This window comes from Streptomyces sp. NPDC054887 (assembly GCF_053610585.1).
The window spans coordinates 21,748-39,229 of sequence record NZ_JBSGYQ010000025.1 but is presented as its reverse complement, the minus strand read 5'-3'; the positions used below and the strand labels follow the sequence as shown (position 1 = coordinate 39,229).

16 protein-coding genes and 1 riboswitch are annotated in these 17,482 nt (G+C 70.8%); of the genes, 6 read left to right on the top strand and 10 right to left on the bottom strand.

The window, feature by feature from the left end; all coding sequences use genetic code 11:
• Positions 1 to 50: 50 nt before the first annotated feature.
• Entirely contained in the window at positions 51 to 1,331 is a 1,281-nt protein-coding gene (locus tag ACWGH0_RS16440; RefSeq protein WP_453404826.1) for an extracellular solute-binding protein, read from the bottom strand.
• A 284-nt stretch (positions 1,332 to 1,615) separates the two neighbouring features.
• On the opposite strand from ACWGH0_RS16440, the gene ACWGH0_RS16435 reads away from it, so the two are divergent.
• From ACWGH0_RS16435 to ACWGH0_RS16425, 3 genes are all read left to right on the top strand, one after another.
• Positions 1,616 to 2,386: a GntR family transcriptional regulator gene (locus tag ACWGH0_RS16435; RefSeq protein ID WP_453404872.1), complete on the top strand. Its 771-nt coding sequence runs from the start codon at positions 1,616 to 1,618 to the stop codon at positions 2,384 to 2,386.
• A gap of 202 nt (positions 2,387 to 2,588) precedes the next feature.
• Positions 2,589 to 4,808: a carbon starvation CstA family protein gene (locus tag ACWGH0_RS16430; protein ID WP_453404825.1), complete on the top strand. Its 2,220-nt coding sequence runs from the start codon at positions 2,589 to 2,591 to the stop codon at positions 4,806 to 4,808.
• Entirely contained in the window at positions 4,805 to 5,008 is a 204-nt protein-coding gene (locus ACWGH0_RS16425; RefSeq protein WP_453404824.1) for a YbdD/YjiX family protein, read from the top strand. The genes ACWGH0_RS16430 and ACWGH0_RS16425 overlap by 4 nt, the downstream gene beginning before the upstream one ends.
• A 58-nt stretch (positions 5,009 to 5,066) precedes the next feature.
• On the opposite strand, the gene ACWGH0_RS16420 is transcribed toward ACWGH0_RS16425, so the two are convergent.
• Positions 5,067 to 5,651, bottom strand: coding sequence for a Uma2 family endonuclease (locus ACWGH0_RS16420; protein ID WP_453404823.1), 585 nt, complete (start codon positions 5,649 to 5,651; stop codon positions 5,067 to 5,069).
• Positions 5,652 to 5,762: 111 nt separating this feature from the next.
• Positions 5,763 to 5,886: riboswitch (cobalamin riboswitch) on the top strand.
• A 143-nt stretch (positions 5,887 to 6,029) separates the two neighbouring features.
• Between ACWGH0_RS16420 and ACWGH0_RS16415 the strand changes: the two genes are divergently transcribed.
• Together ACWGH0_RS16415 and ACWGH0_RS16410 are read left to right on the top strand one after the other, a co-directional pair.
• Positions 6,030 to 8,423: a ribonucleoside-diphosphate reductase subunit alpha gene (locus ACWGH0_RS16415; protein WP_453404822.1), complete on the top strand. Its 2,394-nt coding sequence runs from the start codon at positions 6,030 to 6,032 to the stop codon at positions 8,421 to 8,423.
• A 2-nt stretch (positions 8,424 to 8,425) separates the two neighbouring features.
• Positions 8,426 to 9,448, top strand: coding sequence for a ribonucleotide-diphosphate reductase subunit beta (locus tag ACWGH0_RS16410; RefSeq protein WP_453404821.1), 1,023 nt, complete (start codon positions 8,426 to 8,428; stop codon positions 9,446 to 9,448).
• A gap of 60 nt (positions 9,449 to 9,508) precedes the next feature.
• On the opposite strand, the gene ACWGH0_RS16405 is transcribed toward ACWGH0_RS16410, so the two are convergent.
• Positions 9,509 to 9,727 (bottom strand): hypothetical protein, encoded by a 219-nt coding sequence (locus ACWGH0_RS16405; protein WP_453404820.1) that lies wholly within the window; start codon positions 9,725 to 9,727, stop codon positions 9,509 to 9,511.
• A gap of 82 nt (positions 9,728 to 9,809) precedes the next feature.
• Between ACWGH0_RS16405 and ACWGH0_RS16400 the strand changes: the two genes are divergently transcribed.
• The gene (locus ACWGH0_RS16400; protein ID WP_453404819.1) at positions 9,810 to 10,778 is read left to right on the top strand and encodes a helix-turn-helix domain-containing protein; all 969 of its coding nucleotides are present in this window, start codon (positions 9,810 to 9,812) and stop codon (positions 10,776 to 10,778) included.
• Between the two features lie 37 nt (positions 10,779 to 10,815).
• Here ACWGH0_RS16400 and ACWGH0_RS16395 read toward each other — a convergent pair whose 3' ends face one another.
• The 7 genes from ACWGH0_RS16395 to ACWGH0_RS16365 all read right to left on the bottom strand — a co-directional run bounded on the left by ACWGH0_RS16395 (position 10,816) and on the right by ACWGH0_RS16365 (position 17,387).
• A complete protein-coding gene (locus ACWGH0_RS16395; RefSeq protein ID WP_453404818.1) occupies positions 10,816 to 11,556 on the bottom strand; it encodes a D-Ala-D-Ala carboxypeptidase family metallohydrolase in 741 nt (246 codons plus the stop codon).
• Positions 11,557 to 11,691: 135 nt separating this feature from the next.
• The gene (gene def, locus ACWGH0_RS16390) at positions 11,692 to 12,339 is read right to left on the bottom strand and encodes a peptide deformylase (protein WP_453404817.1); all 648 of its coding nucleotides are present in this window, start codon (positions 12,337 to 12,339) and stop codon (positions 11,692 to 11,694) included.
• A gap of 105 nt (positions 12,340 to 12,444) precedes the next feature.
• On the bottom strand, positions 12,445 to 13,431 hold the full coding sequence (locus ACWGH0_RS16385) for a tetratricopeptide repeat protein (RefSeq protein WP_452807762.1): 987 nt from the start codon (positions 13,429 to 13,431) through the stop codon (positions 12,445 to 12,447).
• A gap of 114 nt (positions 13,432 to 13,545) precedes the next feature.
• Positions 13,546 to 14,820: an HD-GYP domain-containing protein gene (locus tag ACWGH0_RS16380; RefSeq protein WP_453404816.1), complete on the bottom strand. Its 1,275-nt coding sequence runs from the start codon at positions 14,818 to 14,820 to the stop codon at positions 13,546 to 13,548.
• Positions 14,821 to 14,851: 31 nt separating this feature from the next.
• The gene (locus tag ACWGH0_RS16375) at positions 14,852 to 16,261 is read right to left on the bottom strand and encodes an HD-GYP domain-containing protein (protein WP_453404815.1); all 1,410 of its coding nucleotides are present in this window, start codon (positions 16,259 to 16,261) and stop codon (positions 14,852 to 14,854) included.
• A 146-nt stretch (positions 16,262 to 16,407) separates the two neighbouring features.
• Positions 16,408 to 16,731 carry a mycothiol system anti-sigma-R factor gene (rsrA, locus tag ACWGH0_RS16370; RefSeq protein ID WP_453404814.1) on the bottom strand — a complete coding sequence of 108 codons (324 nt, stop codon included), beginning with the start codon at positions 16,729 to 16,731 and terminating at the stop codon, positions 16,408 to 16,410.
• Positions 16,728 to 17,387, bottom strand: coding sequence for a sigma-70 family RNA polymerase sigma factor (locus tag ACWGH0_RS16365; RefSeq protein WP_453404871.1), 660 nt, complete (start codon positions 17,385 to 17,387; stop codon positions 16,728 to 16,730). The genes rsrA and ACWGH0_RS16365 overlap by 4 nt, the downstream gene beginning before the upstream one ends.
• Between the last annotated feature and the right edge of the window lie 95 nt (positions 17,388 to 17,482).

Genomic DNA, 17,482 nt, shown 5'->3' with positions numbered 1-17,482 from the left:
GCGGGCGGGCAGGGCCACGCCGGTACGGCGGTGGCCCTGCCCGCTCGAGGTCACTTGGTGTTGATGACCTTGTCGATCTTGGCGTCGGCGGCCTTCGCGGCGGCCTCGACCGACTTCTTGCCGGTGCCGATCTCCTGGAGCATGGTCTGGAGGATCTTGCCCTTCTCGACCTGGCCCCAGCCGGGAGCGGTGGGAACGAACCAGCTGGACGCGGCGGCGGTGGCCGGGACGGCGGTCGCCGGGTCCGACTTCAGGGGCTCCAGGTCCGACTTGTTGTTCGGGAGGTTGCCCTTGCCGACGAGGCCCTTCTGACCCTCGGCGCCGGTGAACGCGTTGATCCACTCCGCCGCGGCGGCCTGGGCGTCGGACTTGACCGGGATGGCCAGGTCGGAACCGCCGAGGAAGACCGGGAGGTTCTTGCCGGACGGGCCGGGCATCACGAAGCTCTCGATCTTGTCGGCGAGCTTGCCGACCTTGTCGTTCTTCGGGTCGGCGGCGGTCCCGCCCTCCCACGCGGCGGCGAACATCGTCGCGGCCTTGCCCTGGCCGAAGACGACCGGGCGGTCGGCCTCGTCCTTGGTCTTGTCCGCGTGCATGTACTTGTCGAGGACCTTCTTGTACTCGCCCAGGCCCTTGAGGGACTCGGCGGAGGACAGGTTGGACTTCCACTGGTCGCCGGACTGCTCGGCGATGGAGCCGCCGGCGTCGTAGACGAACGACATGGCCGCGTACCAGTCGGGCGACGGCTGGTACCAGGCGCTGAACTTGTCGCCCTTCTTCTTCTGGATCTTGTCCAGTGCGGAGGTGAGCTCCTTGTACGTCTTCGGCGGGGTCTTCACGCCCGCCTCGGCGGCGATGTCCTTGCGCCAGGTGCCGACGCGGCCACCGGCGTAGTAGGGCACGCCGTACGTCTTGCCCTCGTACGTGACGGACAGCTTGAGGCCGTCGAGCCACTCGTCCGACTTGTCGAACTTCGACGGGTCGACCTCGGCGAAGGCGCCGGTGGACATGTAGCCGACCATCTCCGAGTTGCCCATCTCGACGACGTCGGGGGCCTTGTCCGTGGCGAGTACGGCGTCGAGCTTGGCGTTCTTGTCCGGCCAGCCGTAGTACTCGTGCTTGATCTTGATGCCCGGGTACTTCTTGGCGATCTTGTCGTCGGCCGCCTTGACCAGTTCGGGCCAGTTGTTCTGGGCGTCGACCGTGAGCCAGACCGTGAGCTCCTTGGGCTTCGCCTTGTCGCCACCGCCCGTGCCGCCCGAGTCGCCACACGCCGCCATGCCGACCATCATGCCCGCGACGCCTATCGCCGCGATGAGCTTGCGCTTCACGCCACCCTCCTCAGGGATGCCTGCAACCCCCCTGCCCACCGCGAAGACTTACGACAAGTACTGCCCGGGGGTGGGACCTTGGTCTTTAATGGTTTAGACCAGTACCGGGAGCTTGGCCTAGACCTTTATGGGTGTCAAGGGTGTATAAGAAGGGCTCTCGCGTCCGTTATCGGACCGACACCTGAGCAAGGGCGACGACCTTCGGCGAGGCCGTGCCACCATGTGAGCCGCGACAGTCGGAGGAGCCGGTGACGGCAGCAGCACAGAAGTCGGAAAGGCGGGTCATGGCCACGGACGGGGGCGGCACGGAGGCCGAGGGCACGGCGGCGGCGACGACACGCAGCGCGCGCGTGCCCAAGTACTACCGGCTCAAGCGCCATTTGCTGGACATGACGGAAACCCTCCCGCCGGGGACGCCCGTACCGCCGGAGCGGACCCTCGCGGCCGAGTTCGACACGTCCCGCACGACCGTGCGCCAGGCGCTCCAGGAACTGGTCGTCGAGGGCCGCCTGGAGCGGATCCAGGGCAAGGGCACGTTCGTGGCCAAGCCCAAGGTCTCGCAGGCGCTGCAACTCACCTCGTACACCGAGGACATGCGCGCGCAGGGCCTGGAGCCCACGTCCCAGCTGCTGGACATCGGCTACGTCACCGCGGACGACACGCTCGCCGGGCTGCTCGACATCTCGGCGGGCGGGCGGGTCCTGCGCATCGAACGGCTGCGGCTGGCGAGCGGCGAGCCGATGGCGATCGAGACGACGCACCTGTCGGCGAAGCGCTTCCCGGCGCTGCGCCGCTCGCTCGTCAAGTACACCTCGCTCTACACGGCGCTGGCGGAGGTCTACGACGTCCGTCTCGCCGAGGCCGAGGAGACCATCGAGACCTCGCTGGCCACCCCGCGCGAGGCCGGGCTGCTCGGCACGGACGTGGGCCTGCCGATGCTGATGCTCTCCCGGCACTCGATCGACGGGAACGGCGAACCGGTGGAATGGGTGCGTTCCGTCTACCGCGGCGACCGCTACAAGTTCGTGGCGAACCTCAAGCGGCCCACGGACTGACACGGCGGCGCTCCACACAGCGGCCGAGGGCCCGGGCGGCGTCCGAAGCGGCCCGGGGGCCGAGGGAGTTCTGGTACGGCTCCGACCTGCAATGGTCGGGCCGTGTCCGTACCGATATGCGGACGGGGGGTTACGCCCGGCGGTCACAGCACCTAGATTTCGCGCACGTTACGAGAAAGATCGCGCGAGGGGACGGACCGTCATGCCGGAGCCGCAGTCGACAACACCAGCCCAGAGACGACGGGCCCTGTCCCCGAAGTCCATCGCCGTGTGGAGCGCCGTGGCTCTCGTCGGCGCCATCGCCTGGGCGGTGCTCGCCCTTTCGCGCGGCGAGGAGGTCTCCGCCGCCTGGATGCTGGCGGCGGCCCTCGGCTCGTACGCCATCGCGTACCGCTTCTACTCGCGCTTCATCGCCCACCGGGTGCTGAAGGTCGACAAGAACCGGGCCACTCCGGCCGAGCGGCTCGACAACGGTGTCGACTTCCACCCGACCGACCGCCGCGTGCTGTTCGGGCACCACTTCGCCGCCATCGCGGGCGCGGGCCCGCTGGTCGGTCCCGTGCTGGCCGCGCAGATGGGCTACCTGCCCGGCACGATATGGATCATCGTCGGCGTCATCCTCGCCGGCGCCGTCCAGGACATGGTGACGCTCTTCTTCTCCACCCGCCGCGACGGCCGTTCGCTCGGCCAGATGGCGCGGGACGAGATAGGGCCGTTCGGCGGCGCGGCGGCGCTGGTCGCCGTCTTCGCCATCATGATCATCCTGCTGGCGGTGCTCGCGCTGGTCATCGTGAACGCGCTGGCGCATTCGCCCTGGGGCGTCTTCTCCATCGGCATGACCATCCCGATCGCCCTCTTCATGGGCGTCTACCTGCGCGTGCTGCGGCCCGGCCGGGTCAGCGAGGTCTCGCTGATCGGCGTCGCGCTGCTGCTGCTCGCGATCGTCTCGGGCGGCTGGGTCGCGGAGTCCTCGTGGGCGGACACGTTCACGCTGGAGCCGGGCACGCTCGTCGTCTGGATGATCGTGTACGGCTTCCTGGCCTCGGTCCTCCCGGTGTGGCTGCTGCTCGCCCCGCGCGACTACCTCTCCACCTTCATGAAGGTCGGCACCATCGCGCTGCTCGCGCTCGGCGTGTTCATCGCCCTGCCGACGATGAAGATGCCCGCCGTCACCGACTTCGCGACCAGCGGCACGGGACCGGTCTTCGCCGGCTCGATGTTCCCGTTCGTCTTCATCACCATCGCCTGCGGCGCGCTGTCCGGCTTCCACTCCCTGGTCTCCTCGGGCACCACCCCGAAGATGGTCCAGAAGGAGACGCAGATCCGGATGATCGGCTACGGGGCGATGCTGACCGAGTCGTTCGTCGCCGTGATGGCGATGATCACGGCCTGCATCATCGACCCGGGGCTGTACTTCGCCATCAACTCGCCCGTCGGCGTGGTCGGGGACAGCGTCCAGGCGGCGTCCGAGGCGGTGACCAACCTCGGCTTCTCCATCTCCCCGGAGGCCCTGGCCCAGGCGGCCAAGGACGTCGAGGAGCAGAGCCTGCTGTCGCGCACCGGCGGCGCGCCGACGTTCGCGCTCGGCATGTCGGAGATCTTCTCCGCCGTCGTCGGCGGCACCGCGATGAAGGCGTTCTGGTACCACTTCGCCATCATGTTCGAGGCGCTGTTCATCCTCACCACGGTCGACGCCGGCACCCGCGTCGGGCGCTTCATGCTCCAGGACATGCTGGGCAACGTCTACAAGCCGTTCCGCCAGGTGAGCTGGAAGCCGGGCGTCTGGTTCGCCAGCGCGGTCGTCGTCGGCGGCTGGGGCTACTTCCTGTGGGTCGGCGTGCACGACCCGCTGGGCGGCATCAACCAGCTCTTCCCGCTCTTCGGCATCGCCAACCAGCTCCTGGCCGCCGTCGCGCTCGCCGTCTGCACCACCCTGCTCGTGAAGTCCGGCCGCCTGAAGTGGGCCTGGGTGACGGCGGTGCCGCTCGCGTGGGACGTGGCGGTCACGCTCACCGCCAGCTGGCAGAAGATCTTCTCGGACGACGTGAAGGTCGGCTTCTTCGCGCAGCGCGACAAGTACCAGGCGGGCATCGACGCGGGCCAGGTGCTGCCGCCCGCGAAGAACATGGACCAGATGCACACCGTCGTCACCAACTCGACCGTCGACGGCGTGCTGTGCGCGCTCTTCGCGATCCTCATCGTGGTGGTGCTCGCGGACGCCGGCCGGGTCTGCCTCAAGGCGATCCGCGACCCCGAGAGCGTGAAGCTCCACGAGGCTCCGTACGTCGAGTCCCGGCTCGTCGCGCCGGCCTCGATCATCGCGACCAAGGAGGAGAAGGCCGAGCTGGTAGCGGCCGGTGTCGGCCCCGAGGGCGGCAACCGCAAGGAGACGGCGCCGGCCGGGGCGGGGACGTCCGAATGACGTTGACGGACGTGCGAAGGGCGGCGGGCCGCATCCGCTGGTACGTCCGCGAGCTGACGGGCGAGTCGGCGTACGACCGGTACGTCGCCCACGCGCGGTCCTGCGACCCGCAAGCGCCGGTCATGACGCGCCGCGAGTTCGAACGCGGCCGCACCGACGCCCGCGAGGCGGATCCCCGCGAGGGCTTCCGCTGCTGCTGAGCACGGCCGACGGGCCGTCGCGTTTCCTCACCGGGGTACGCGGCGGCCCGTCGGCGCGTCAGCGCACCCACTCCTTGAGGGCCTCGGTCTCCAGCCTGATGTCCACTGGACCGGGCAGCGTCAAGGGCTTGCCGAAGGGGACGATGTGCGCGTTCTCGTACCGCACGCCGTCGGGCTCGCTGTAGACCGTCACCTCGCAGGTGTCCCGGTCGATCAACAGGTACACCGGAATGCCGGTCTGGGCGTAGGCGCGGGGCTTCTCCACCCGGTCGCGCTGGTCGGTGTCGGTGTCGTACGACGTGACCTCGACGACCATGAGCACCTGATCCGGGTCGGCCCACTCGCCTTGGCCGACGAAGGCGTCACTGGGCGCGAGTGAGCCGTCGGGGCGCGCGCGCCCCTTCCGGTAGGCCTGCACCTTCAGCCCTTGGTCGGGATGGAGCCACAGCTCGGGGCGGGACTGCATACAGATGCGCGTCAACCACTGAATGATCCGCCCGTGATCACCGTCCGGCACAACCCTGCTCCTCAGCCTCCCGTCGATGAGCTCCAGCCGCACGCCCTCGGTCGTGCGGGTCAGTATGCGCGTGGCCTCGTCGAACTCTTCGGGGAGCAGGTGGGGCCGGTCGTCGACGGCTGACATGGGCGTACCTCCTTGTGTTCACGACGATAGCCGAGAGCTGTGACAGCCGCCCTGATCCTCCTCGCGCGACACAACATGTGGGGGGTGCAACTCCCCACCGCCCCCACATGTATGCTCATGCTCGCTGTCGCCGCAGGGGAATCCGGTGTGAATCCGGAACTGTCCCGCAACGGTGTGATCGGTGCGCTTTTGCGCACCCAGGAGTCCGAGGACCTGCCGACGGCGTATCCGGCTCGACCGAACCGGGTACCGACACGTCCGGGCCTCGCGGTTGGGCCTGTGGATGCTACGCGGTGCGCCGCCCCCGCGGGGTGACGCGCGCCCGTACGCCCCCACTCCTCCCCCGCCGGCCCCGAGCCGAGCGAGGGAGAGCACCCCGTGACCATCGCGTCAGCCGATCCGGCAACCGCCACGGAGTCGACGGAGTCGTCCGACGGACCCGGAGCCGGGACCGCACTGCTGCGGACCCTCACCGACCTGACCGTCGACCTCCCCGACACCGACCCGGGCAGAGTCGCCGCAGCCGCGCTGCGCGGCCGCAACGCGGCGTCGGACGCGGCCGAGCTCCGGGGCCTCGCCACCGACGCCGCCGCCGGTCTGATCGCCGAGGACCCGGCGTACTCCCGGCTCGCGGCCCGCCTCCTGACCCGGACGATCCGCGACGAGGCGGCGACACAGGGCGTCCGCACGTTCTCCGACTCGGTCTCCGTCGGCCACCGCGAGGGCCTCATCGCCGACCGTACGGCCGCCTTCGTGACCGCCCACGCGGCCCGTCTCGACGCGCTCGTGGACCCCGCCGCCGACGACCGCTTCGGCTACTTCGGCCTGCGCACGGTCTACAGCCGCTACCTCCTGCGCCACCCCATCACCCGCCAGGTGATCGAGACCCCGCAGCACTTCATGCTGCGCGTGGCGTCCGGGCTCGCCAAGGACGAGTCCCCCGCCGCCGCCGACGAGGTCGCCGCGCTGTACCGCCTGATGAGCCGCCTGGACTACCTGCCGTCCTCGCCGACCCTCTTCAACTCCGGTACGCGCCACCCGCAGATGTCGTCCTGCTACCTGCTGGACTCGCCGCTCGACGAGCTCGACTCGATCTACGGCCGCTACCACGAGGTCGCGCGCCTGTCCAAGCACGCGGGCGGCATCGGCCTCTCGTACTCCCGCATCCGCGCCCGCGGCTCCCTGATCCGCGGCACGAACGGCCATTCCAACGGCATCGTCCCCTTCCTGCGCACCCTCGACTCGTCGGTCGCCGCCGTCAACCAGGGCGGCCGGCGCAAGGGCGCGGCCTGCGTCTACCTGGAGACCTGGCACGCGGACATCGAGGAGTTCCTGGAGCTGCGCGACAACACGGGTGAGGAGGCGCGGCGTACGCACAACCTGAACCTCGCGCACTGGATCCCCGACGAGTTCATGCGCCGCGTCGACGCGGACGCCGACTGGTCGCTGTTCTCGCCCTCCGACGTGCCCGAGCTGGTCGACCTGTGGGGCGACGCGTTCGACCAGGCGTACCGCAAGGCCGAGGCCGACGGACTCGCCCGTACGACGATTCCCGCGCGCCAGCTGTACGGCCGGATGATGCGCACCCTGGCGCAGACCGGCAACGGCTGGATGACGTTCAAGGACGCGTCGAACCGTACGGCGAACCAGACGGCGGAGCCCGGGTCGGTCGTCCACTCCTCGAACCTGTGCACCGAGATCCTGGAGGTGACGGACGACGGGGAGACCGCCGTCTGCAACCTCGGTTCCGTCAACCTCGGTTCGTTCGTTCTCGGGAACGGCGAGATCGACTGGGAGCGGCTGGACGAGACCGTGCGTACGGCCGTCACGTTCCTCGACCGCGTCGTCGACATCAACTTCTACCCGACCGAGCAGGCCGGCCGCTCCAACGCCAAGTGGCGCCCGGTGGGCCTGGGCGCGATGGGCCTCCAGGACGTCTTCTTCAAGCTGCGCCTGCCCTTCGACTCCCCCGAGGCCCGCGACCTGTCCACCCGGATCGCCGAGCGCATCATGCTCGCCGCGTACGAGGCGTCCTGCGACCTCGCCGAGGTCAGCGGCCCGCTCCCGGCCTGGGAGAAGACCCGCGCGGCGCGCGGCGTCCTGCACCCCGACCACTACGGCGTCGAGGTCACCTGGCCGGAGCGGTGGGACGCGCTGCGCGCCCGTATCGCCAAAACGGGCATGCGCAACTCGCTGCTCCTGGCGATCGCGCCGACCGCGACCATCGCGTCGATCGCGGGCGTGTACGAGTGCATCGAGCCGCAGGTCTCCAACCTCTTCAAGCGCGAGACGCTCAGCGGTGAGTTCCTCCAGGTCAACGGCTACCTGGTGGAGGACCTGAAGAAGCTCGGCGTCTGGGACGCCCAGTCCCGCGAGGCGCTGCGCGAGTCGAGCGGGTCGGTGCAGGGCTTCAGCTGGATCCCCGAGGAGGTGCGGGCGCTGTACCGCACGGCGTGGGAGATCCCGCAGCGCGGACTGATCGACATGGCGGCGGCCCGTACGCCGTACCTCGACCAGTCGCAGTCCCTGAACCTCTTCCTGGAGACGCCGACCATCGGGAAGCTCTCCTCGATGTACGCGTACGCGTGGAAGAAGGGGCTGAAGACGACGTACTACCTGCGCTCGCGCCCCGCGACCCGCATCGCCCGCGCGGCCGGCTCCGGCGCCGCCGCCGCGGCCCCCGTCCCCGTACCGCAGGCCCCCGCCGCCCCCGACGCGGAAGCGATCGCCTGCTCCCTTGAGAACCCCGAGTCCTGCGAGGCGTGCCAGTAATCATGAGCGACAAGGCTGCAATCTCTAAAAACCTTCTCGACCCGGGCTTCGAGCTGACCCTGCGCCCCATGCGCTACCCGGACTTCTACGAGCGCTACCGGGACGCGATCAAGAACACGTGGACGGTGGAGGAGGTCGACCTCCACTCCGACGTCGCCGACCTCGCCAAGCTCTCGCCGGGTGAGCAGCACATGATCGGCCGGCTGGTCGCGTTCTTCGCGACGGGCGACTCGATCGTCTCCAACAACCTGGTGCTGACCCTCTACAAGCACATCAACTCCCCCGAGGCGCGCCTGTACCTCTCGCGCCAGCTCTTCGAGGAGGCCGTGCACGTCCAGTTCTACCTGACGCTGCTCGACACCTACCTGCCCGACCCGGACGACCGCGCCGCGGCGTTCGACGCGGTGGAGGAGATCCCCTCGATCCGGGAGAAGGCGCAGTTCTGCTTCAAGTGGATGGACTCGGTCGAGAAGATCGAGCGCCTGGAGACCCAGGCCGACCGCCGCCGCTTCCTGCTGAACCTGATCTGCTTCGCGGCGTGCATCGAGGGCCTGTTCTTCTACGGCGCGTTCGCGTACGTCTACTGGTTCCGCTCGCGGGGTCTGCTGCACGGCCTGGCGACGGGCACCAACTGGGTGTTCCGCGACGAGACCATGCACATGAACTTCGCGTTCGAGGTCGTGGACACCGTCCGCAAGGAGGAGCCGGAGCTCTTCGACGACGCCCTCCAGCAGCAGGTCACGGACATGCTGAAGGAGGCCGTGGAGGCGGAGCTCCAGTTCGGCCGCGACCTGTGCGGTGACGGCCTGCCGGGCATGAACACCGAGTCGATGCGCGAGTACCTGCAGTGCGTCGCCGACCAGCGGCTGGAGCGCCTGGGCTTCCCCGCGGTGTACGGCTCGCAGAACCCGTTCTCGTTCATGGAGCTCCAGGGCGTGCAGGAGCTGACGAACTTCTTCGAGCGCCGCCCGTCGGCGTACCAGGTCGCGGTCGAGGGTTCGGTCGCCTTCGACGACGACTTCTAGCCGTCCCCGCCTGTGGGCTGTCCTCGCGTACGCGGGGGCAGCCCACAGCCGTACGGTCGTTCACCTGCCGGCCGACGACAGCACGTGCGAGGCGGCGGGCCGCCGCACCGGCCGCCGTCCGGGCGCGCCGCGAGGGGTGCCGGACTGACGCGGGCGGGGGTTCTCCGCGTCCCTGAGCTGCCGGTCGATCCGGCGTTCCCGGGCGTGGCCGAGGAACGACGGGAGGGTGAGGAGTACGAAGAGGACGAGGACCGCGAGGTAGTTCAAAGAGGTTTCCATGACGTCCACTCTGGTCCTCGGGATCCAGAAAAGTCAGTGGCAGGACTGTCATGGAACCACGAATTACTGCCACACTCGGCCCATGCTGAAAAACGTTGCCGTGGCCCTGGTCGACGGAGTCAACCCGTTCGAACTCGGCGTCCTGTGCGAGGTGTTCGGGATCGACCGCAGTGACCAGGGGCTGCCGGTCTACGACTTCGCGGTCTGCGCGGCCGAACCGGGCCCGCTCTCGGCCCGCTCGGGCGCCTTCTCCCTCTCCGTTCCGTACGGCCTCGACCGGCTGGAGAGCGCCGATCTCGTCGCCGTGCCCGCCGACCAGCACTGCGAGGCCCGCACCTACCCCGAGCCGCTCCTCGACGCCCTGCGGCGGGCCGTCGACCGCGGGGCCCGCGTGCTCAGCGTCTGCTCGGGCGCCTTCGTGCTCGGGGCCGCGGGGCTGCTGGACGGGCGCCGGTGCACGACCCACTGGCGGCACTCGGCGGAACTGGCCCGCCGCCACCCGCTGGCGAAGGTCGAACCGGACGTGCTGTACGTCGACGAGGGCGCGGTCATCACCTCGGCCGGGACCGCCGCCGGGATCGACGCCTGCCTGCACGTCGTCCGCCAGGAGCACGGGTCGGAGGTCGCCAACACGATCGCGCGCCGCATGGTGGTCCCGCCGCACCGCGACGGCGGTCAGGCCCAGTACATCGAGCGTCCCCTGACGCACGTGCGCTGCGACACGGTGGGCGGGGTGCTGAGCTGGATGGAGCGGCACCTGGACCAGGAGATGACCGTGGAGCAGCTGGCGGAGCGGGCGCACATGTCGCCCCGCACCTTCGCCCGGCGCTTCTCACAGGAGACGGGCACCACGCCGTACCGCTGGCTGCTGCGGCAACGGGTGCTGCTGGCGCAGGAGTTGCTGGAGGCGACGGACGACACGGTGGACGCCGTCGCGGGGCGCGCGGGATTCGGCAACGCGGCGGCGCTGCGTCATCAGTTCGTACGGTCCCTGGGGACCACTCCGAACGCGTACCGCCGCACCTTCCGGGGCCCGGCGCTGGCCGCGTAGGCCGTCGCCGGTCCCCGGAAGGGGTGCGCGGGACGGCTCAGGAGACGCCGCAGCTCGACGCCGACCAGAACCGGCTCGCGCGGTGGTCCAGGTGCGTGTGGTCGCCGTGGCCGGGGTAGCCCGGGCCGAGGATGCCGTTGAAGCCGTGGTTGCGCGCCTGCTTGGCCAGGGTGCACAGGGAGTGCGGGCCGGCCCCGAGGTCGGCGGCGTCCCCGTACAGGTGCCGGCTGCCACTGGCCCCGCCGACCGCGTCGTTGCAGGCGTACGAGCGGAAGCCGCTGGTGACGGTGATGGGCTGGTCGCCGAGCGCGTGCCGCAGCGCTTCGAGCTTCCACATGGTGCGCAGGGCGTTGGCCCTGGCGGTGGCCGCGCTCACCGCACCGCCCTCCCAGGTGCTGTTGCAGTCGTTGAGCTCGGCGTAGCTGAAGTGGACGGGCGTGCAGTCGTCGTCCTGGAGCGCGTAGAGCTTGCTGAAGGTGGCGCTGCCCGCGACGCCGTCGGCGGCCAGCCCGTACGCGGACTGGAAGCGCTTGACGGCGGCGGTGGTGGCGGGCCCGTAGGAACCGTCGACGGCGAGCACCGCGCCGTAGCCGGGGTAGCCGCCGAGCCGGATCTGGAGCTGCGTGACGTCGGCCCCGGTGGCGCCCTGGGACAGCGTGCGCGACCAGGTGTAGCAGCCGTCGGCGTGCGCGGTGCCGGCGGTGACGACCGTACCGGCCAATCCGGCGACCATGAGCATGACAAGACACAGGATGGTTCTCGCCGTACGTCGGAGCATGGGACCTCCATACCGGGAACGCGGAAGCGGGGGGCACGCCCGACACTGACGCCCTCGTGGACGCGCGTCAACAGGGCGACCCCCATGGTCATTTGTCCGACCAATGGCGGTCGCCCCCCGGCGGCACGGAGTTGGTCAGTCGTTCGGGACGGTCTCGTAGCGCGCCGTGCCCTCGGCCATCTGCTTCAGCGCGTCCTTGCGGTCGCGCTTCGAGAGCCGGTCGATGTACAGGTAGCCGTACAGGTGGTCCGTCTCGTGCTGGAGGCACCGCGCGAAGTAGCCCGTGCCGCGCACCTTGATCGGGTTGCCCCGGGCGTCCTGGCCGTGGACCACGGCGTAGTCGGGGCGGGCCAGTTCGGCGTACGCCGTCGGGACCGACAGGCAGCCCTCGTTGGACTCGTCGAGCTGGCGCTGCTCCTGCGGGAGCTCCTGGAGGACCGGGTTGCAGACCACGCCGACGTGTCGCACGCCGTCGTCGTCCGGGCAGTCGTAGACGAAGACCTTGAGGTCGACGCCGATCTGGTTGGCGGCCAGGCCGACGCCCTCGGCGGCGCGCTGGCTGGCGAACATGTCGTCGATCAGCGCGGCGAGCTTGTCGTCGAACTCCGTGACGTCCTTGCACTCCCTGTGCAGGACCGGGTTCCCCACGACGGTGATGGGGCGGGCGGTACCGCGCTCGCGGTGGGCCCGCTCGCGCTCCTCGGTGTCCTCCGTGTCCACGACGAACCCGTCGTTGATGACCTGCTGGTCCGTCGCCTGCTGGTCCGTCTCCTGCTGCGCCATGTCCGCCGTACGCCTTCCTCAAAACCAAGAAACCCGGGAAACCGGAAACCCGGCGATACCGGATCCGATGCCCGTACAGCCTACGGGCAGGCTCCGGCGGAACGCTCAGCAGACTTCTTCGAGATCCCGCCACTCACGGCTGTCGGGGTTGTCGGCGACCCACCCGTCGAGCAGTCCGCGCACCAGTCCGGCGGGCGCCGCGATGCCGCACTCGCGCTCCGGCAGCCACAGCTCACCGGCGCCGGCCGTGCGGTGCCCGAGCGGTCCCGGATGGCCCGGTTCGCTGTGGTCGTGCGGGTCGAGGTGCTCGCCGTCGCCCTCGTCGCTGGGCATCTGGGACTCGGAGCAGGACCGGCAGAGCAGCCGTACGGACGAGGACCAGTCCTCGGCGGCGAAGCCCGCGTCGGCGGCCAGCCGCTCCAGGGCGTCCCGGTCGGACTCGGTGGCGGCCTCCAGGAGAACCACCCAGGTCGGCACGGGCGACGGCGCCCACAGTTCGATCTCGTCGAACACGGGGAAGGACGGTCCGGCGGCGGTGACGCGCTCGCCGTGCGGCACACCGTCGTGCAGGACGACCTCGCCCCAGCGCCGCCCGGAGGACGGCAGCGGGATCGAGAGCACCTCGATGCGCGCCGGGTCGAGCCGGCGGCCCCAGACCACCTCGGCCTCGCCCTCGGGCGAGAGGCGGACGGCGGCGCTGCCCAGCTCCATGCCGTGCGGCTCGCCGCTCTCGGTGGGCTCCCCGGGCACCTTCAGGCCGTACGCCTGCCAGGCACGGCGGGCCAGCGGCCAGTCCTGGAGCGCGGTGGCCGCGATGCCCACGTTCCACCAGTCGGGAGCGCCGGTCTCCCGGTCGAGGAGCGCCACGGCGCGCAGCCCGGCGGAACGGGCCTGTTCCCAGTCGTGCCGGAACTTGTGCAGCAGCGCGAGGTTGAACCAGGACTCGGACAACCAGGGCTCGAGGTCCGCCGCGCGTGTCAGCAGCGCTCCCGCGTCCTCGTACCGACCGTCGCCGATCAGCGTGAACGCGCGGTCGGTGGCCTGCCGCCACGAGGCGGATGGCCGATGCCGTACCTTCCCGAAGATCTTCACGATTCCCGCCTGTCCCGCCTGCCGGTCGCTGAAGGTCAGTCCCCCCGGACGCCCTCTTGTTCCTCTTCTCGCATCCAACCATGCCGGGTCGGAGGGCCGCTCATTACCCATGGGTTACCCAGGTGGGGACAGGGTCAGACCGCCCCGGGACAGGACACGCGCCAGGGATTCCACGACCTCGGGCTGATAGTCGCGGCCGGTCCCCAGGCGCAGCTGTTCCAGGGCGCTGAGCGGCCCGCCCAGTCCACCTCCGCTTTCCCCCGAGAGATCGTCGTATGCGTTGACGGCACGGACGATACGGGCGGAAAGCGGCTGCTCGCGGTACGGGTCGGCCTGCCGCTCCACGACCACCGCGACCTCCGCGGGGACCCCGGTCTGGCGTACGACGGCTCCCCCCAGGAGGGCGATGCGGCGCTGCTCCTCCGCCGGGAGGGAGGCGGTGGCTCCGCCCTGGACGGGGTCGAGCAGGGAGAGCTGACCGATGTCGTGCATCAGGGCGGCGTACTCGAGGACGGTGAGGTCCGGCTCGGAGAGCCCCAGCTCACGCCCGACGGCGCGGCTGAGCAGGGCGACGCGGCGGGCGTGGCCCTGCGGGGTGTACCCGGCGATCTCGGTGGCGCGGGCGAGCGAGGTGATGGTCTGGCGGTACGTCGTACGGACGGCGGCGTACCGGCGGAAGGAGAGCTGGGTGAGCAGCAGGGGCACGCAGAAGACGGGAAGCGCCCAGAGCCCGGCGACGGCGGTGCCGAGCGCCATGACGGCCCCCGTGGCGCCGACGGCCGACCCGATCCCGAGGAGCGCGCGCAGCTCGTCGCGGAGCAGCGGCCCGTAGGGGTAGCCGGTACGGGCACGGGCCATGGCGGCGGCGAGCACGGCGTCGCACAGGGCGGTGAGGACGAGCAGGAGCGCGAGGAGCAGCGCGTGGTACGGGCCGTGGCCCACCCACGCGCCCCACAGTCCGGAGTTGTAGAGCGGCTGGAAGCACGCGGCGGCGAAGGCGACGGTGAGGACGCGGCGGACGACGTGGTCGAGAGCGGGTCCGTGCCCGGCGGCGACGTGCGGCACCGCGCCGGCGAGAGCCGCCGCGAACACGACGGCGACGACCTGGAGGACGCCGTGCGTGGTGGGCTGCCCGGCGATGTGGCCGAGCAGGGCGTACGCGAGGGCCCCGGCGGCGCCGAGCGGGGCGGGCTCGCGCTCGGCGGGCAGCGCGCCGGGGCCCGTCCGTACGCCCCAGCGGGACAGCTCGCCGACGGCGATGAGCGCGCCGAAGGCCAGGGCGATGCCGGGTTCGGTGACGCCGTGCCAGAGGGTGTCGCCGAGCGCGTAGGCGGTGAGTGCGGCGGCGGCGCCGTACACGACCCCGAGCGTGAGCACCGGCCGGCTCACGCGCCACGCCCCGCGTGGGCCCTGGCGGCGCTCACCCGGGCCGTCCCGGGTCGTGGGACCTCGCGGCGGCGACCGGGGGCGCCGGCTCCCGGGCCTCGTCGCCGCCGCGCGGTGGCGGGACGTTTCCTCTCGGGTCGTGCTGCTCGTCGGAGGTGACCCGGTGGTGCCAGCCCTGGCGGGCGAGCGCCCGCGCGAGCGCGTGGACCATGTGGGGGTCGAACTGCGTTCCGGCGCAGCGTTCGAGCTCCCGCAGCGCCGTCCCGACCGGCCGCGCCCGCCGGTACGAGCGGGTCGAGGTCATCGCGTCGAACGCGTCGGCCACGGCGACGACCCGGGCGAACTCGGGAATCTGGCCGCCCGCGAGCCCGTACGGATAGCCACTCCCGTCGAGCCGCTCGTGATGGTGCAGGATCGCCGCCCGCGCCTCCCCGAGGAAGCCGATGCCCCGGACCATCTCGTGCCCGTACTCGGGATGCAGCTCGATGACGCGCCGCTCCTCGGGCGTCAGCGGTCCGTCCTTGCGCAGCAGCCGCGTCGGGACGCCCAGCTTGCCGACGTCGTGCAGGATTCCGGCGAACCGCAGCACCTCGACGCGGTCCTCGTCCATGCCGATCTCCCGCGCGATCATCACGGACGCGCGGCCGACCCGTTCGCTGTGCCCGCGCGTGTACTGGTCCTTGATGTCGACCGCCTGCACGAGCGCCCGGATCGTCGCCTGGTGGGCGGCGCGCTCCCGGTGGTACTGCGCGAAGACCCAGCAGGAGATGTACATCGGCAGCAGCACGAAGAGCGCGGCGAGCGGCCCGTACGGACTGCGCCAGAGCACCGCCATCATCAGCCCCGCCAGTCCGTGCACGCAGTGCGGCGCGACGGACCGCAGCAGCAGCCCGTGCCACGCGGTGCGTACCGGCAGCCGCTCGGCGGTGGCGAGGATGCCGCCGTCGAGGGCGGTCAGGACCAGGCAGAAGGCGAGGACGGCGGCCCCCGCGGGCAGCAGGACGTACGGAAAGTCCGGCGCGGCGCGTCCGGCCGCCGCGCCCCCGAGCGCCGCGCCGCCGTCCAGGTACGCCCAGACGTGCGCCGCGCACCACGCGGCGAGCGCGAGTTGCGCCGCCCGCCAGACACGCCGCACGGCGCGCGGGCGCCGCTCGACATGGCCGACGAGGGCTCCCGGCACGGCGACGAGCGCGGCGGCCGGCGGCGGCAGGAGCAGCACGGCGGCGAGCAGCACCGGGAAGAAGGAGCCCGAGCCGACCCGTACCGCGCTCACGAGGAACGGCCTGCGCCCGAGCACCTCGCACGCGGCGTAGAGCACGGCGAGCAGCGCGGCGCTCTCCCACGGCGTACCGGCGCCGGGCGGCAGGGCGGGGAGCGCACAGCAGACGGCCGCGATCAGCGCGCAGAGGATGTACGCGCGCGCCGCCACCGAAAGGGCTCTCACCTGGGTCGCTCCCGTTGTCCCGGTCCACTCGCCACAATGCGTGCGCCAGGCTAGCGAGTTGGGCGGGGCCGGATACGACGAAGCGGCCGATTAGCACCTTCGGGTGATAATCGGCCGACTTCGCGACAAGCGGGGTGGCGGGGTGGCTACGCCTCGGTGGCGGTGGCCGGACTGTCGGTGGCCGTGGCCGTCACGTCCTGTTCGGGCACAGCCTGCCCCGACCGGATCAGGTCGATACGCCCCATGACCTTGGACCGCAGGTCGGTGGGTACGTCGTCACTGCCGCAGCAGCGCTTCACCAGCTTCTTCACGGCCTGTTCGAGCCCGTACTTCTCCAGGCACGGGGAGCACTCCTCGAAGTGCACCTCGAACTTGGTGCAGTCGCTGTCGGGCATCTCGTGGTCGAGGAACTCGTAGAGATGATCCAGGACCTCAGAGCAGTCAGTCTCGTGCGGTTCTCCGCAGCTCATGAGCCCGAACCTTTCCCGTCGTTCGACTCTCCGGCGCCCGCCGGAACCAGCCCGCGGTCACGCGCGTAGTCCTCGAGCATGCCGCGCAGCTGGCGGCGGCCCCGGTGCAGCCGGGACATCACCGTACCGATGGGTGTTCCCATGATGTCCGCGATCTCCTTGTACGCAAAGCCCTCTACATCCGCGAGGTAGACCGCGATGCGGAACTCCTCGGGGATGGCCTGCAGCGCGGACTTGACGTCCGAGTCGGGCAGGTGGTCGAGCGCCTGCGACTCGGCCGAGCGCAGGCCGGTCGACATGTGCGACTCGGCGCGCGCGAGCTGCCAGTCCTCGATCTCCTCGGCGCCGCTGCGCTGAGGCTCACGCTGCTTCTTCCGGTACGTGTTGATGAAGGTGTTCGTCAGAATGCGGTAGAGCCACGCCTTCAGATTCGTACCTTCACGGAACTGGTGGAAGGACCCGTACGCCTTGGCGTAGGTCTCCTGCACCAGGTCCTCCGCGTCGGCCGGATTGCGCGTCATGCGCAGCGCGGCCGAGTACATCTGGTCGAGGAAGCCCAGCGCGTCGCGCTCGAATCGCGCGTTGCGCTCCGCGGTGGTCTCCTCCGCCGCCTGGCCGTCGTCGGTCCCTGTGTCGGTCCCAGTGACCGGACCCACCTCCTCCAACGCCGTGGCGGGGCCGAATGCGGACCCGCTCGAATCGGAGGATAGACGACGATCCTGCCCTGCCGCCGCCCGACGAGGGGCGGTCT